This window comes from Myxococcus sp. CA023, assembly GCF_010998615.1.
Classification (GTDB): domain Bacteria; phylum Myxococcota; class Myxococcia; order Myxococcales; family Myxococcaceae; genus Myxococcus.
In genome coordinates this window covers 1-14,918 of sequence record NZ_JAAEAH010000010.1, presented here as the reverse complement: position 1 = coordinate 14,918, position 14,918 = coordinate 1, and the positions used below count along the sequence as shown (strand labels likewise).

The window sequence follows — 14,918 nt, the reverse complement described above, 5'->3', positions numbered from 1 at the left end:
GCGTGGGCATGAGCAGGGGCAAGAATCGGAAACCAGCGACCTACGAGGACATCGAGCAGCTTCCGGTCGGCTGGGTCGGAGAAATCGTCGATGACTCGCTGTACGCCTCCCCCAGGCCCGCCTATGGCCACCTGCGCGCTGCTGCCCGGCTGACGAGCCTCCTCGCGCATCCCTTCGAACTCTCACGTGAGGGTCCTGGTAGCTGGTGGTTCCTGGTTGAACCCGAACTCCATTTCGCTCGCGATGTGGTGGTGCCCGACGTGGCCGGGTGGCGCCGCGAGAGGCTGCCAGAGCCCCCAGACCCCGAGCTGCCCTGGATAAGCACTGCGCCAGACTGGCTGTGCGAAGTCCTGTCCCCCTCCACGCGAAGCCTGGACCGGGTCCGAAAGATGCCGCTGTACTTCCGCGAAGGCGTGGCGAACCTGTGGATCATCGACCCCGTTCGCCAGTCCCTGGAGGTCTACCGGCGTGGGGCCACGAACTGGGTCCGGAGCCAGTTGTTCACGGGGAACGTCACCGTGAACGCGGAGCCGTTCGAGGTCCTCCCCTTGGACCTGGGCCTGTTGTGGACGCCGCGAATGGGAGGCACCGTGCAGCCGTGACAACTGCCCTCACGATTCGGCGGAGGGCCCCACGCGGCCCCAGATGACATCGGTGAAGCGCGAGCCGGGCTCGTCCTCCAGGCCCAGCTTGTGAAGGTCGTCCGTGTACTTCGCGCCCTTCACCACCACCCACCGCCGCGCCACGCGCCGGGCTTCCTCCAGCGTCTCCTGCGTCAACGGCGCGTGTTCCGCGAAGCGGCGCAACATGTCGAACGCCGGCTGTGACTTGCGCGGCTTCGCGAACATCGGATCGAAGAAGACAACGTCGAACACGCGCGACGGCAACGTCTTCAGGTACTCGCGCGCATCCGCGTGCACCACTTCAATGGGCCCTGAGTCCTCGCCCAGCGCATAGCGCCGCAGCCCCTCCCCTGCCACCGCCCCCAGCGCCAGGCTCCGCTCCAGCCCCACCACGCGCCCCGAGGGCCCCACCGCCAGTGACGCCACCATCGCGTCCTGCGCCAGCCCCAACGTGCAGTCCAGCACCGAGTCCCCGGCGCGAAGCTCCGCCACTCGAACGAAGGCATCCGGCTCCCCCGCCCGCAGCCGCATCCGCCGCAGGTGCGCCATGCCCGCGTGGAACCCGAACGAGCCCTCCGCGTCCCACAGCGTCACGCCGTCACCGCCCACCACCAGGAGCGCCGCCGCCTTCGTCCCCAGCCACGGCGCCACGCTCTCCTTCGCGCGCCGAGGCAGGAAGGGAACGCCCCATCGCGCCGCCACGGCCCGCGCCTCGCGCACCAGCGCCGCGTCCACCTTCGTGCTCGTCGTCACCGCCAGCGGTACCAGGGCCACCCTCCTGCCTTACATCCACATCAAACTCAGGACGCGTTCGCCGCCTGGAGCTTCCGGCCGCCCTGCATGATGGCCACGGTGACGGACTGGTTCCGGCCGTTGCGCTTCGAGTGGTAGAGGCACTGGTCGGCCAGGTCGATGAGCTGCTGCTTCTCCATGGCGCTGTCGGGGAAGGTGGCGATGCCCAGCGACATGGTGATCTTCAGCGGCCCCATCTCCGTCTGGAACGTCTCCGCCTGCACGGCCTCGCGGATGCGCTCGGAGATGGTGAAGGCGCCCTTGGCGTCCGTCTCCGGCATGACGATGACGAACTCCTCGCCGCCGTACCGCGCGACGATGTCCGTGTCGCGCGCCATCGTCTTGATGATGCGGGCCACGCCCTTGAGCACCTGGTCTCCCGTCGGGTGGCCGTAGGTGTCGTTGACGCTCTTGAAGTGGTCCACGTCGGTGAGAATGATGGAGCACTTGCGCTGGTAGCGCCGCGCCTGGGCCAGGATTTCGTCCGCCTTCGTCTGGAAGGTGCGGTGGTTGAACAGGCCGGTGAGGCCGTCCGTGGTGGCCATGCGCTCCATCTGCTCGAACAGCTGCGCACGCAGCACCGCCTGCGCGGCCTGGATGGCGATGACCTCAATCATCCGCAGCACGTCCTGCTCGAACGCGGCCTTCTTGCGCGAGCCGGCCACCAGCGTGCCCAGGATGCGGTCCCCCGCCACCAGCGGGAAGATCTTCAGCGCACCCAGGCCGCGAATCTGCGTCTCGTCGTCGAAGATGATCTGCCGGTCCATGGCCTTGATGTCGCGGCCCGGCAGCGGCGCCCCGTAGCGGACCACGTTGGCCACCAGCCCGTTGTTGTCCTCGAAGCTCTGGCCGGACAGCGCCTGGCCCTGCGCCGTCACGCCGGACATGCGCACCACGCGGTGCATGCGCTTTCCGTCGACCTCGGACACCAGCGTCACCGCGCAGAAGTCCAGGCCCGCCAGCTGCCGGGTGCTCTCCAGCACCGCCACGAACACCTGGTCCGGGCTGCCCGCGCGGTTGAGCTCCTCGATGGCGCGGAAGAACCGGTCCTTCTCGTCGCGCGTCTTGCGGATGTAGCTCATCACCCGCTCCACCTCGATGGAGCGCAGCACCTCGCCGGCAATGATGGAGAGCAGCTTTTCGTCCTGGTCGCTGAAGGGCTCGTTCGCCAGTCGGTCCGCCACCAGCACGCCGCGCACCAGTCCGCTGGCCTCCAGGATGGGCACCGCGAGCAGCGCCTGCACCGCGGGGCCGCTGCCCTCGTAGTGCGTCACGCCCTTGAGCCCGTTCGGCGAGTTCATCCGCACCGGGGCGCGGCGCTTGAGCACGCCACCGATGATGCCCTCACCCGCGTTGAAGCGCTCGCGCTGCACGCGCTCGGAGCCGGAGCGGCAGTCGTACAGCTTGAGGCTCCGGTCATCCGACGTGAGCAGGAACGCGGCGCAGGTGTACGTGCGCAGCCCCGTCTCCGCGATTTCGAGCGCGGCCTGCACGGCGCCTTCGATCTCCTTCACCGAGGCCACCAGCCACTTCTCGTCCGAGCTCATCCCGCTGAAGCTGTCCTGCGTGCCGGACGACACCAGCCGGAAGGTGCGCGCCCGCTCCTCCACCTCGCGGATGCGCTTTTGCACCGCGTCGCTCTCCGCCCGGCGCGCGGCGGCGATGCGTGCCGCCAGCACCAGGTGGTAGAGGCCGGAGAACAGGGCCAGGAAGGCCGCGTGCGTCAGGTAGCCCGTGGCGTTGGGCACCGGACCGCCCAGGGTCACCAGCGCGTCGTACACCAGCGCCACACCCAGCAGCGTGAGTCCCGCGTTGCGCGGCAGGAAGGCCACCAGGAACGCCATCAGCAAATAGACGATGGGGAACAAGTCCCCGCCGCCAATGGCCACCACGACGAAGGCCGCGGAGATGAGCGTGCCGCCCAGGTCCAGGTCATCACGCAGGTCGACGACGGCGCCCACCGCGCCACGCATGGCCCGGCGCCAGGCGGCCACGGCGATGCCCACCAGGAGGCAGCCCACCAGGGCCGCCTCGGTCCACCCCAGCGTGCTCAGCCCCCGGAAGCCGCCGCGCGCCAGGTGGATGAACGTGGCGAGCGCGGCCGCGGCGGGAATGGACCGGACCGCGAGACGCAGCAACCTTCCGGGAGACGGAAACTCGGGAAGCGACGTCATGGGGACTCCAGGTGGAAGACAAGCTCGCCCGGCTTCACGAAGCCGAGCTCCTCACGCACGGCGCGCTCCAGCGCGGCCGGGTCCTTGCGCAGTGCGGCAATCTCATTGCGCAGGGCCTCATTCTGGGTGGACAGGGAGCGGTTGCGGGCCTGCACCGACTCCACGTCCTGCCGGAGCGAGAGGTAGCGGCGGAAACCCTTCGCGTCCACGACGGACACGAGGCTCAGGGCCGCAGCCACCCCTACCGCTACCACCAGGAACTTTCGCCTCGCCGTCATGAGCGCGGAGGACCGTACCAGTGGCCCCCTGCCCCGCAAGATTTCCGCTCCAGGCCTGTAGCAATGCCGGGGAGCTACTCGGGCTGGGCCAGGAGCTTCTCCACGGCCTTCGCCATATCGGCGTGGGATTCCACGCCATGCCAGCCGGCCACGGCCCGGCCCCGGCGGTCCAACAGCACGGTGGTGGGCAGGCCCTGGATGGCCCCGAAGGCGCTGTGGCCTTCAATCATCGCCTGGTTCGCGACCAGCACCGGGTAGCGCAGCGCATAGTGGTCCGCGAAGGGGGCCAGGACCTTCTCCCCTTCCAGGTCCATGCCCACCGCCACCACTTGGAGGCCTCGGGGGCCGTAGTCCTTCTGGAGCGCCTCCAGCGTGGGCATCTCCGCCAGACACGGGAAGCACCACGTCGCGAAGAACGAGACGAGCACCACCTTCCCGTCCAGCGCGCGCACGTCGTGCGGCGTGGGCCCTACCGACGGCAGCGCCAGCGCGTTGAGGAAGGCGTACCCCGCGTCCACCGGCCGGGTGCCTCGGCAGCCGGCCAGCGCCACCAGCGCCACGACGGCGCCCCGTAGCAGCACGCGGGACATGGCGATCAGGCCTCCGAGGCGGCCGACCCGGCCCGCTGACAGTCACGACACAGGCCGTACAGTTCCATCTTGTGCGACGTCACCTTGAAGCCGTGCTTGCGGGCCACGGCGTCCTGGAGCGCCTCGATGCGCTCGTTCTCGAACTCGATGATGGTGCCGCAGCGCGTACAGACCAGGTGGTCATGGTGGTCGCGCCCCGCGGCCGCCTCGTAGCGCGTCTGCCCGTCCCCGAAGTTGCGCGCGTGGGCCAGGCCACACTCGCTGAGCAGCTTCATGGTCCGGTACACGGTGGCGACGGACACCTTTGTGTCCTGTTCACGCACCTTGTTCCACAGCTCCTCCACCGACAGGTGGCCTCCCACCGCGAAGAACGTGTCGATGATGAGGCTGCGCTGCCGCGTGCTCTTCAGGCCGTGCTGGGCCATGTAGCGGGCAAGCACCTCGTCCTTGTCCTGGTCGTCGTGGTGATGGCTGTGACTGTTGCTCATGTAAAATCCTTCAAAGTCGCCGCGGGTCCGCGCCATGCCTCGGGCGCACTTGGGTGGAGGCCCGCGCTGCCTCGCCCTCCGCTCTTGTTGTAACCAATTCGGCCAACTCTCGCGACCCGGCCATTTCCCAACAAAGGCGCCCCGCCGGAGAAGAAAACGTCACCGGCAGGTGTTGGTCTCCGGACGCGGCGGGCCTGATACTCCCGTCCCATCCTCCCCGCAACGCCTGGCGTGCGGCCCCAGGGAACGCCTCCCCTCCCGTCCGCTCGTCCCCGCGACTTGCACTCGCCGTAGGCTGTTTAGATTGGAATCGGACTGGCTCATTGACACTTGTCCGTGGGCGAAGATAGAGGCATCGGCCCTCGTAAACGAGCATTTTTCCGCGACATTCATGAACAGTCCCTGGCAGAGAAGACGACAGCCCGACGACGTCCCCACCCCCGTGGCGGTTGCCGTCTCGGACTTCTGCCGGCGCGCGAAGGCACCCGCCCCGGCACCCGAGGTCCGCGAGGCGCTGGCCCTCCTGGCCGAGGCTGATGATTTCCGCGTCCGCGCACTGACGGACGGCGAACCCGAGGCATCCCCCCTGGGGCCCTTCGCCGTCGTCGACATCCTCAACGGCACCCAGGCCTCCGTGGCCGCGCAGCGTCAGGCGTGCGGCTTCTACGAGGTCGCCCGCGAGCTGGCCCACGTGCGCGAGCAGAAGACGCCGCCGCCCGCGCCGGCTCCCGCCGAGCCCACCCTCACCTTCGCCCCGCCGCCCGCCGCGGACGCGTCCGCCGGGAAGAAGGGTGGCAAGGCCGCGAAGGAGGATCTGGAGGCCACCGTCAAGGAGCGCATCGCCCCGCGAAAGCGCGCCCCCACGGAGGACGCCCTGGGCTCGCCCGCCGACTTCGCCGAGGAGCCCGCCCTCTCGCGCAGGGACCTGCCGCGCCCCCGGGGCCGCTTCACCCGCGTGGAGGCGCCGCGCGCGTCCTTCATGGAGCTGACGCGCCTGACCGGCAAGCCCATCGTGGAGGCCGCCATGGAGGCCGCCGACCACCGCTTCGCGCTGCTGCGGGCCCTGTCCCAGCGCTTCAATGGCGCGCGGGGCGAGCTGACGCAGATGGATCTGGAGAACGTGCTCCGGGACCACGCGCTGATGGACGCGATGGTGGAGAAGGAGCGCCGCCAGGTGCTGGACGGCTTCACCACCCAGCGGGGCGCCGCCGGCCGCGTGGCCTGGGCCCTGGGCCTGAGCCCGTCGGAGCTGCAGCGGCTGGTCTCCGTGCTGTCGCTGACGGAGGACGTGGAGGCCCTGCGCGAGCGCTTCCGCCGCGAGGCCCTGGCCGCGCCCCACCTGACGCACCGGCTGGACCTGCTCGGGCGCGAGAAGTACCTGACCGACCTGGGCATCCAGAAGAAGTTCGCCGACACACTCCGCAAGGAACTGGAGCGGCTCGTCGGCGACGTCCTGCACGATGCCGGAGACCTGCACGAACTGGCGGATGCCGTCGGCCGCAAGCACGGCGCCCCGTCCGAGCTCGTCCTCCGCGCCTTCGAGCGATTGGGACTGGCGGACGGACTGCGCAAGCAGTTGCTGGCCGGCTCCCGCTGACTCAACACCCTGACGAGGCACTGAGAACCATGCCCATCTACGAGTACTCCTGCCAGAGCTGTGGAAAGATGATCGACGTGCTGCAGAAGATCTCCGACCCCGCCCCTGCCACGTGCAGCGCGTGCGGCGCCGAGGGGTCGATGACCAAGGTCGTCAGCCGCTCGAGCTTCGTCCTCAAGGGCGGGGGTTGGTACTCCGACCTGTACAGCTCCACCAAGAAGGACGGCGGCAGCTCCTCGTCGAGCAGCAGCTCCTCCTCGTCGTCGAGCGCGTCCTCGCCGGCCAGCAGCGCGCCCAGCACGCCCGCTCCGGCCCCCGCGCCGGCGGCCTCGGGCGATAAGAAATAGCCCCCCGGCCCGCGCCCACCCGGGCCGGGCCCGCCGAAAATTCGCTCCGGGCATGGGAGCGGCGCACACTCACGCCCCGTGCCCTTCCCCCCCTCCAAGCGTCCTCCCCGTCACTGCGCTCTGTGTGGCCATCCAGAGCTGACGGACACCCGCGGGCTCGGCCGTTTCCTGCTCGTCGCGGATCCGCATGGCCGCGGCCCCATCTGCCCACCCCAGCGCGGATGCCGCGGCGGCAAGCGCGAGGCGATGGAGCCATCCCCGCTGACGCAGCCAGCCCGGTGAGCTAATCAGGACACCTGCCGCGCCCTGTCCCCGCGGAGGTGCCATGCCGCTCGCCCCATTCCGAATCCTGTCCCTGTCCCTGCTGACCGTGCTTGGCGCGGGCTGTGCGTCCCAGACGCGCATGCCGCCCGAGGCGCGGACCTCCCTCAACCAGACGCTCTCCGGCCCGGAGACGGAGCAGTACCTCCGCGTCTCCAGCAACGTCACGCCGCTCTTCGGTGACGCCTCCAAGCGCCTGCTGACGCCCTACGCCCCCGAGGACGTCCGGCTCCTCGACGACTCGAAGGGCGCCCCCATCAACCCGGGCGCCGTGGAGCGCGTGCTCCCCGCCGGGACGAAGCTGCGCATCACCCGCGTGGAGTTCCCCACCTCCTGGGTCATCACCGAGCGCGTCCTCTACAGCCCGCGCGCCTGGCCCTGGGTGTACCTCACGGAAGCCGGCGCACCCGCCAACGCGCCGCCGCTCATCCTGGTGATGCCGCCCAACCTGGACCGTCCGGAGGACTTCCGCACGGAGTTGGAGAAGTACCTGTCCGCGAGGGACTTGAAGCCCACGCTGGACGCGTTGCCGCCCGCGGTGCAGGACGCCGTGCGTGAGAAGCGACTGGTGGCCAACATGTCCACGGACGCGGCACGCATGGCCTGGGGCCCGCCGGAGACGGTGCGGCGCTCCCTGGAAGGCACGGCCAGGCACGAAGAGTGGACCTACCCCGGGGGCCGCCGCCGCGCCTTCTTCACGGACGGACGCCTCTCGCGCGCCGAGGAAGGCGGCAACCAGGTCGCCCCCTGAGTGGGCTTCGGTGAGCGCCGGCTAACGACGGCGGCGCTTGCCACCACCACCACGGCCGCCACCACCGGACTTGCGCGCCGCCTGGGCTTCTCCCGGGCGCGTAAGCCGGGGAAGGTCGCCGGCCATCACCGGCCAGAAATCCCCCTTCTGCAGCTCGGCCACCAGTTCGGCCTGCGTCTGCACCGGCCGCTTGAAGAGCGTGGCGCCCCGGCCGACCTCGTCGAGCGAACCCCGGGCGTCACTGCCTCCCACACAGGGGAGCTTCAGCGCCGCGGCGGCCTCCACGGCCAGGTCATTGGACGTCTGCTTCACCCGGGCGTTGTAGCCCTCCACGGCGCTCAGCACGCCGAGGGAGCGGATGAAGTCCATGGCCGGATTCTGCGAGTCCCGGTCATAGGGCCGCGCGGCGACGATGGCGGCGCCCAGGGCCTTCACCTTGGGGAGACACTCGGCGGCGCTCCACGGCTTCTCGCGGTTGCTGCCCCACATCTGCACCGGCTCCGGGGCCAGCTCCGGCTTCGGGAAGAAGCACAGGTACTGTCCACGATCCGTCACCAGCTCCAGCCCGACGAAGACCTTGAGCTTCGACTTCGCGCCGATCTCGAAGAGCTCGTCGCAGCCGTCCTGGGTGTTCGTCTCGGTGAAGGCCACACCATCCAGGCCGAACAAGGCGGCCCGCTCCAGCACGGCGCGAGGGTCCAGCTCGCAACCCTTGGACAGGTGGGAATGGGCGTGCATGTCGATGAGCATGGGCGCTGCTCCCTAACAGGCTCCCCCGAGCCCTGTCGAGCCTGCAACGCCCTGCCCGCGACTCAGGCGAACGCGTAGGACTGGAAGGTGCCCTGGGTGGCCTGGGTGTTCTTCTCCTCGTAGGTGCGGATGAGGTACCCCATCAGCATCAGCGAGGACGTGTTCTCCAGCACCCGGGACGGGTCCTTGGAGATGAGATTCGCACTGTAATTGAGGAAGAACTGGGCCAGCTCTTCACCTGCCTCCTTGACGATGAGCGCATTCAGCGCGGAGGGCTCCATCGTCCGGATGGTGTTGATGAAGTCTACGGCCAGGTCCTTCTTGGTCTTCATGTCCATGGGCCTTCCCCCTTCCCCACTCCGCCACCACTCGAGGCCCCCTGCCACGAGCGCCCCACGCAATCAGGTGCGACTCGAGCAACATAGGCACGGGCGGGAGACTGCAAACCCCCAGGCATGGACGATCAACATCCCCACGGCAGGGAAGCCGGGTTTTTGACACCCCTGAACGACGCGTGCGATAACTTCCTATTGTCCTGAATCAGCACCGCACAAGGAGTGGCAGGCGATGTTCACGGGCGTGAAGGTCTTCTCCGCCACCAAGGCGAAGGAGCGCGAGGAGCTGGGTGAGAACGTCACCCGCTGGCTGAAGAGCAACTCCGACCTGGAGATTGTGGACCGGGTCGTGTGTCAGTCATCCGACAACGAATTCCACTGCTACACTCTCGTGCTTTTCTACAAGCACGGCAAGAGCGAGCAGGCGGCCCCTCAGTCCTGAGTGGGATGCGCCGGCGGAAGGGGGACGGCCCACCCCTCCACCGGAACATCCCCACCCTGTTACTCCTGGTGGGGCACGTAGACAGCGACGCCGCGCGGCGGGACGACGAGCACCGTCTCCGTGCCGGCGAGCTGCAGCGTCTGCCCGGAGAAGATGTCCACGTAGGTGGCGCTGCTCGCGGCCAGGCTCCCCATCAACTCCAACACCAGTGAGCGCTCCACGGCGCTACGGTTGATGGCCACCAGAGCACCCTTCCCGTCCGGCAGGTCGCGCTGGAACACGTAGAGGTCGTTCTCCACGCGCAGGGTCCGCCGCGCGCCCGTCTGCAGCGCCTCGTGCGCCAGGCGTGCCTGTCCCAGCGTCCGCACGAAGTCGAGCAACTCCCGCTCCAGCGGCGCAAGCGCGCTGCCGAACCGCATGAAGCGGCGGTTGTCCGGATCATCCGCGCCCGGCAGGCCGACCTCGTCGCCGTAATACACCAGCGGCACGCCCGGCTGCGTCAGCACGAAGGCGAAGCCGTACTTCATCTTCTCGAAGGCGGCCGGATCCGTCACCACCGTGGACGGGCGGTTGGGACCAAAGGGATCACTCCCTCCCCCGCGCAGTTGCCCCGCGGCCTGGGAGATGAAGCGCGCCTCGTCGTGGTTGCCGAGGAAGGGTGAGTTGAGCGTTCCCGGCGCATAGGCCTCCTCGTTGGCGCGCACGGCGTCGTCCACACGCTGCAAGCCCTCGCCGTCCGCGAAGGCCTCGCGCACGGGCCAGTACAGGGGGAAGTCGAACTGACCGTCCAGCTCGCGCGGGCTGATGTAACGGGCAATCTGCGGGCGCCCATCCGTGAAAACGTACGTCTCGCCCACCAGGTAGAACTCGGTGCCCGTCATCGCGGTGATCTCCTTCAGCTTCCCGCGGATGGTGCGCCCGGCCACCTGCTCCATGTGCTTCACCGCGTCCATGCGGAAGCCGTCGAAGTCCGCCTGCTCCAGCCACCAGAGCGTGTCCGCGGCGAACTGGTCCACGAAGTCCGACGAGCGCCAGTTGAAATCCGGCAGGTAGTCCGTGAACTTGCAGGTGAGGCGCTGGGCTTCCCAGTCGCAGTCCTGCGTGCCACACACGCAACTGGCGGCGGTGTTGAACCAGCCGTCCCGCGCATGGTTCGCCCAATACGGGTGCTCCTCGTGCACATGGTTGAGCACCAGGTCGGCGATGACGCGGATGCCCCGCTTGTGCGCGGCCGCCGTGAGCGCGCGCAGCTCCTCCAGCGAGCCGAAGCGGTGCTGCGTCTCGCGGGGCTTCGACGGCCAGTAGCCGTGATAGCCGGTGTAGTACTTGCCGCCGGTGCCAATGAAGCGCCCCTCGGGGTTCTGATCCACGGGGGAGATCCACAGCGTGCGGATGCCCAGCGCGTCGAAGTACCCCTCCTCCAGCTTCTGGGTGATGCCCGCGAAGTCCCCGCCAAGATAGTTGGCGATGGGGTCCACGTCCGCCACCGGCGCGTCGTTCTCCAGCCGGCCATTGTGGAAGCGGTCCGTGAAGGCGAAGTACATCAGCCCCGAGTCCCAGCGGAAGCGCTCCGGCTCCACCCAGAACGGCAGGTAGAGCGACTCCGCCTCGCGGCCCTGGCTGTCCTTGGCCACCACCTTCACGTGGTGCTTGCCCTGCTCCAGGCCCTGCACGTTCAGGCTGAAGCGGCCGGAGGCGGCGTCATAGGCGTCCGGCCGGGGCGTGCCGTCCAGCGACAGCACCATGCTTTCACCCGCCGGGCCAGCCTTGTCCGTCCCATCGAGGTAGGAGACAGCCACGTCCAGCGAGCCCTCGGGCGTCACCGCGAAGCGGTTCAGCTCCAGCACGGGCTGGCGGCAGTCCGGGACTGTGAGGCGCGAATACTCCTCCGCGCGAACCCAGCGCGAGTACGGGTTCTCCGGGTCCATCTCCTGCTTGTTGCCCACCACGAAGCGGTAGCCGTAGTCGCGCGGCTCCAGCCCTTCCAGGCGGAGCGTGAACACGCCGTCACCCCGGTCGGTCATGGGCTGAGGCAGGGAGGCGAAGTTGTTCCATTCCCCGATGACCTGAACAGTGCCCGCCATGGACTGCTGCGGTGCGTAGGTCAACGTCACGTCGCAGGTCCGGACAGGGATGGAGTCAGCCCCACCACATGCGGCTGCCATCAGCAGCGCAGGGAGCGTCAGGCGTCGAGGGAGGCGGAAACGCGTCATGCGAGCCCCCTTGTACGGGAGGCTCGCTCGCTTTTCCAAGTCCCCGGCGGGGCACCGAATGATTCTATGCGTCGAATGGTGGACGCCCGACCTAGCGGGCTTCGTATTCCTGCAGGATGCGCAGGACAGTGCTCGCGAGCGGATGGTCCGACGGGGCCAGCTCCAGGAAGCGGTGGTAGTTGCGAGCCCCCTCCTCGATTCGCCCCAGCTTCACCTCCACGGCCCCCAACAGCAGGTAGCACTCGGCGTTGCCGGGCTCGAGCTGGGCGCACTCACGGGCGGAGTCCCGCGCGGCGGTGTACTTCCCCTCACGCTGGAGGGCGCGCCCGGCGGTGAGCACCCTGTGCACGGGCCCCACCGTCACCGGCGACACCGCCAGGGCGTTGCCCGCCTCGCCCAGCAGCGCCGCCTGAGCATGCCGCGTCTGTCCTCGAGCGCCCGTGCCAGCCGCGGGAACGACCTTGCCGCTCCGCGTCCCGGAGACCGGACGCACAACGCCGGAGCGCCCGGCCGTGGACTCGGCTGCGCCATCCGGCGTGTCGGCGCTTCCCGACACCTCGTCGTCATCCGCGTTCTCGACCATGGCCTCGGAGGCTCGCGAAGGCGCCTCCTCCGCGGCCGGGGGCTTCGAGGGCACGGCCACGGGTGCGGCGGGAGGCAACGCGGGCGGCATGATCCGCTGCGCCACGGGCGGCCCGGGCGCGCGCGCCTCTTCCTTGGCGGCGGCCAGCAAGTCGGAGCCCACCCTCGTCACCGCCACCACGGCGAGCACCGCGGCCACCACCAGGCCGACACCGGCCACCCACTGGGAGCTGCGACTGCCTTCGGCGAACAGGCCCACCCGCGTCGCACGCGGCGCGGGAGCCTCCTTCTCCGCGTCGTCCACCTCGACGGGCCCGCTCTCCTCAGTGCGGTAGTCCGGCTCCAAGTCCAGCGCTGGCACACCGTGCTGCGTGGGCGCTGGCAGCGGGGGCACCTCGCGCCAGATGGACATCTCCTCCGCGAAGGAGGCCGGCACCTGGGCATTCATCCCGAGCGCCTCCAGGTCCGGGCGGTACAGCTCGCGCAGCAGGTACGCCACGGACATGGGCGAAAAGCGCGGGGTGGACGTGTAGAGGAACCCGGCCAGGGCATCTCCGAGCGCATGGGCGGACTCAAAACGGGAATCCTTCTGGAGCGCGAGCGCCTGCTGGATGATGGAGTCCAGCGACACCGGGATGTCGGACCGTACCTGTCGCGGCGAGGGCAGCGGCTGGCCGCTGTTCAATCGCCGCAACACCGTGTGGAGCTGGCCCTCCAGCGGCAGCCGGCCGCAGAGCATCTGGAACAACACCACGCCGGTGGCCCAGACGTCCGTGCGGGCATCCACCGCTTCCCCCCGTGCCTGCTCCGGCGAGAAGAACAGGTACTTCCCCCTCACCACGCCAGGCTCGGTGTTGAAGCTGCGCAGGGAGCGCGCCTTCGCGATGCCGAAATCGACGATCTTGACCTGCCCCTCGTAGCCGATGAGGACGTTGTCGGGGGAGATGTCGCGATGGACGATGCCCAGCGGCTCGCCTTTCTCGCCACTGCGAGTATGGGCGTAGTGCAGGCCGCGGCACATCTCCATGGCGATGAAGACCGCGATGGGCACCGGCAGGGAGTGGTAGCCGGAACGCAGCGCCCGCTTCAGGATGCGGTTCAGCGGCTGGCCTTCCACCAGCTCCATGGCCAGGAAGTACTGCCCGTCCACCTTCCCGAAGTCGAAAACCTGGGCAATGGCCCCATGCGACAGCGTGGCGGAGATGCGCGCCTCGCTGATGAACATGGACACGAAGGCTTCGTCGTTGGCGTACTCCGGGAGCACCTTCTTGATGAGCACGGATTTGGTGACGCCCGCCGCGCCCCGGAGCCGGGCGCGCCACGTCTCCGCCATGCCGCCCTGGCCTACCCGCTCTTGAAGTTCATACCGGCCGAATCGTTCTCGCGGTGCACTTGCCATCGCAGGCGACACCCCCTTTCAAACTTTACCGCATAACCCGGGAATGCGGAGGCCAACCCCCGCAAAGCGGCTGTGATATCGTCCGCGCCGTGGCGAGTCTGGGAGATGAGGACGGGGACGACGAGTTGGTCCGCACCGATGCGTTGCCGGCCATTCGTGTCCAACGGGTGCGTACCCGGCTGGTGGTGTTATCGGGTCCGGACGCTGGCCGCGACTGGCCGCTGATGCCGGGACGCTATCGCGTGGGGTCGGGCCGGGACGCGGACATCCTCCTGTCGGACCGGGCGGTGTCGCGCCAGCACCTCATCCTCGAGGTGAACGAGAGTGGCGTGCGCGCGGTGGACCCGGGCTCGCGCAATGGCTCCTATTGCGAAGGCATGCGCTTCCAGGAACTGGAGGTGCGCACGGGCGCGGTCCTCAAGCTGGGCACCACCGAGCTGAAGCTGATGCCGGAGAGCGAGCGGCCCCGGGCGCGCCCCTTGTCCGCGCGCAGCGCCTTCGGCTCACTCGTGGGAAACAGCCGCCGCATGCGGGAGCTCTTCACGCTGCTGGAGCGGCTGTCCGCGGGTGAGTCGGACGTGCTCATCCAGGGTGAGACGGGCACGGGCAAGGAGCTGTGCGCGGAGGCCATCCACACGCACAGCCCTCGGGCCCGGGGGCCTTTCGTCATCGCCGACCTGGCGGGCATCGCCCCCTCGCTGCTGGAGAGCGAGCTCTTCGGACACGTGAAAGGCGCCTTCACGGGTGCGCACTCCGACCGCGCGGGCGCCTTCGAGCGCGCCCACGGCGGCACGCTCTTCCTGGACGAAGTCGGCGAACTGCCGCTGGAAGTCCAACCCCGCCTGCTGCGCGCGCTGGAGCGCCGGCAGGTGAAGCGCGTGGGCTCCAACGACTACCGCACCTTCGATGTGCGCGTCGTCGCGGCCACGCATCAGGACCTGGAGGGCTCGGTGCAGGCCGGGCGCTTCCGTGGTGACCTCTTCCACCGGCTCGCGGTGCTCCGCGTTGGCCTTCCGCCGCTGCGGGATCGACTGGAAGACGTGCCGCTGCTCGTCGATACGGTGTTGCAGCGGATGGGGCGTCCTCCCAGCGCGCTGTCGGACCAGACGCGCGCCCTGCTCGCGCAGTACCCGTGGCCGGGCAACGTGCGCGAGCTGCGCAACGTGGTGGACCGGGTGGTGAACCTGGGCGACGAGGCCCTGCCGGACATCCCGGACCTGCCTTCCCCCCCCGAGG

15 protein-coding genes are annotated in these 14,918 nt (G+C 69.2%); 6 read left to right on the top strand and 9 right to left on the bottom strand.

All coding sequences use genetic code 11. The annotated features are described in order from the left end of the window. The first annotated feature begins 8 nt into the window (after positions 1-8). On the top strand, positions 9-602 hold the full coding sequence (locus F8M74_RS06260) for a Uma2 family endonuclease (RefSeq protein WP_171410445.1): 594 nt from the start codon (positions 9-11) through the stop codon (positions 600-602). A 9-nt stretch (positions 603-611) separates the two neighbouring features. Here F8M74_RS06260 and F8M74_RS06255 read toward each other — a convergent pair whose 3' ends face one another. The 5 genes from F8M74_RS06255 to F8M74_RS06235 all read right to left on the bottom strand — a co-directional run bounded on the left by F8M74_RS06255 (position 612) and on the right by F8M74_RS06235 (position 4,945). Continuing rightward, positions 612-1,397, bottom strand: coding sequence for a class I SAM-dependent methyltransferase (locus F8M74_RS06255; protein WP_163884340.1), 786 nt, complete (start codon positions 1,395-1,397; stop codon positions 612-614). Between the two features lie 26 nt (positions 1,398-1,423). Next, positions 1,424-3,589 (bottom strand): diguanylate cyclase, encoded by a 2,166-nt coding sequence (locus F8M74_RS06250; RefSeq protein WP_141259011.1) that lies wholly within the window; start codon positions 3,587-3,589, stop codon positions 1,424-1,426. Continuing rightward, positions 3,586-3,867, bottom strand: a complete 282-nt coding sequence (locus F8M74_RS06245) for a septum formation initiator family protein (RefSeq protein WP_141259010.1) — start codon at positions 3,865-3,867, stop codon at positions 3,586-3,588. The genes F8M74_RS06250 and F8M74_RS06245 overlap by 4 nt, the downstream gene beginning before the upstream one ends. Positions 3,868-3,941: 74 nt before the next feature. Further along, on the bottom strand, positions 3,942-4,457 hold the full coding sequence (locus F8M74_RS06240) for a TlpA disulfide reductase family protein (protein ID WP_141259009.1): 516 nt from the start codon (positions 4,455-4,457) through the stop codon (positions 3,942-3,944). Positions 4,458-4,462: 5 nt separating this feature from the next. Continuing rightward, positions 4,463-4,945 (bottom strand): Fur family transcriptional regulator, encoded by a 483-nt coding sequence (locus tag F8M74_RS06235; RefSeq protein WP_171410446.1) that lies wholly within the window; start codon positions 4,943-4,945, stop codon positions 4,463-4,465. A gap of 442 nt (positions 4,946-5,387) precedes the next feature. On the opposite strand from F8M74_RS06235, the gene F8M74_RS06230 reads away from it, so the two are divergent. From F8M74_RS06230 to F8M74_RS06220, 3 genes are all read left to right on the top strand, one after another. After that, complete coding sequence (locus F8M74_RS06230; protein ID WP_141259012.1) at positions 5,388-6,542, top strand: hypothetical protein; 1,155 nt, start codon at positions 5,388-5,390, stop codon at positions 6,540-6,542. 29 nt (positions 6,543-6,571) lie between these two features. Further along, complete coding sequence (locus F8M74_RS06225) at positions 6,572-6,889, top strand: FmdB family zinc ribbon protein (RefSeq protein ID WP_141259008.1); 318 nt, start codon at positions 6,572-6,574, stop codon at positions 6,887-6,889. 325 nt (positions 6,890-7,214) lie between these two features. Then, positions 7,215-7,961: a hypothetical protein gene (locus F8M74_RS06220; RefSeq protein WP_141258932.1), complete on the top strand. Its 747-nt coding sequence runs from the start codon at positions 7,215-7,217 to the stop codon at positions 7,959-7,961. A 21-nt stretch (positions 7,962-7,982) separates the two neighbouring features. On the opposite strand, the gene F8M74_RS06215 is transcribed toward F8M74_RS06220, so the two are convergent. Next, complete coding sequence (locus F8M74_RS06215; protein WP_011553715.1) at positions 7,983-8,711, bottom strand: PHP domain-containing protein; 729 nt, start codon at positions 8,709-8,711, stop codon at positions 7,983-7,985. A 62-nt stretch (positions 8,712-8,773) separates the two neighbouring features. Then, the gene (locus F8M74_RS06210; protein ID WP_090492493.1) at positions 8,774-9,049 is read right to left on the bottom strand and encodes a hypothetical protein; all 276 of its coding nucleotides are present in this window, start codon (positions 9,047-9,049) and stop codon (positions 8,774-8,776) included. A 229-nt stretch (positions 9,050-9,278) separates the two neighbouring features. Here F8M74_RS06210 and F8M74_RS06205 point away from each other — a divergent pair, with 229 nt between their 5' ends. Further along, positions 9,279-9,488, top strand: a complete 210-nt coding sequence (locus tag F8M74_RS06205; RefSeq protein WP_011553713.1) for a hypothetical protein — start codon at positions 9,279-9,281, stop codon at positions 9,486-9,488. A 59-nt stretch (positions 9,489-9,547) separates the two neighbouring features. Here the strand turns inward: F8M74_RS06205 and F8M74_RS06200 are convergent, their stop codons facing one another. Beyond that, positions 9,548-11,701, bottom strand: coding sequence for an alpha-amylase family glycosyl hydrolase (locus tag F8M74_RS06200; protein ID WP_171410563.1), 2,154 nt, complete (start codon positions 11,699-11,701; stop codon positions 9,548-9,550). A gap of 91 nt (positions 11,702-11,792) precedes the next feature. Beyond that, positions 11,793-13,682 (bottom strand): serine/threonine-protein kinase, encoded by a 1,890-nt coding sequence (locus F8M74_RS06195; protein ID WP_216620797.1) that lies wholly within the window; start codon positions 13,680-13,682, stop codon positions 11,793-11,795. 89 nt (positions 13,683-13,771) lie between these two features. Between F8M74_RS06195 and F8M74_RS06190 the strand changes: the two genes are divergently transcribed. Then, on the top strand, positions 13,772-14,918 hold a 1,147-nt coding region (locus tag F8M74_RS06190; RefSeq protein WP_163884338.1), incomplete at its 3' end, for a sigma 54-interacting transcriptional regulator.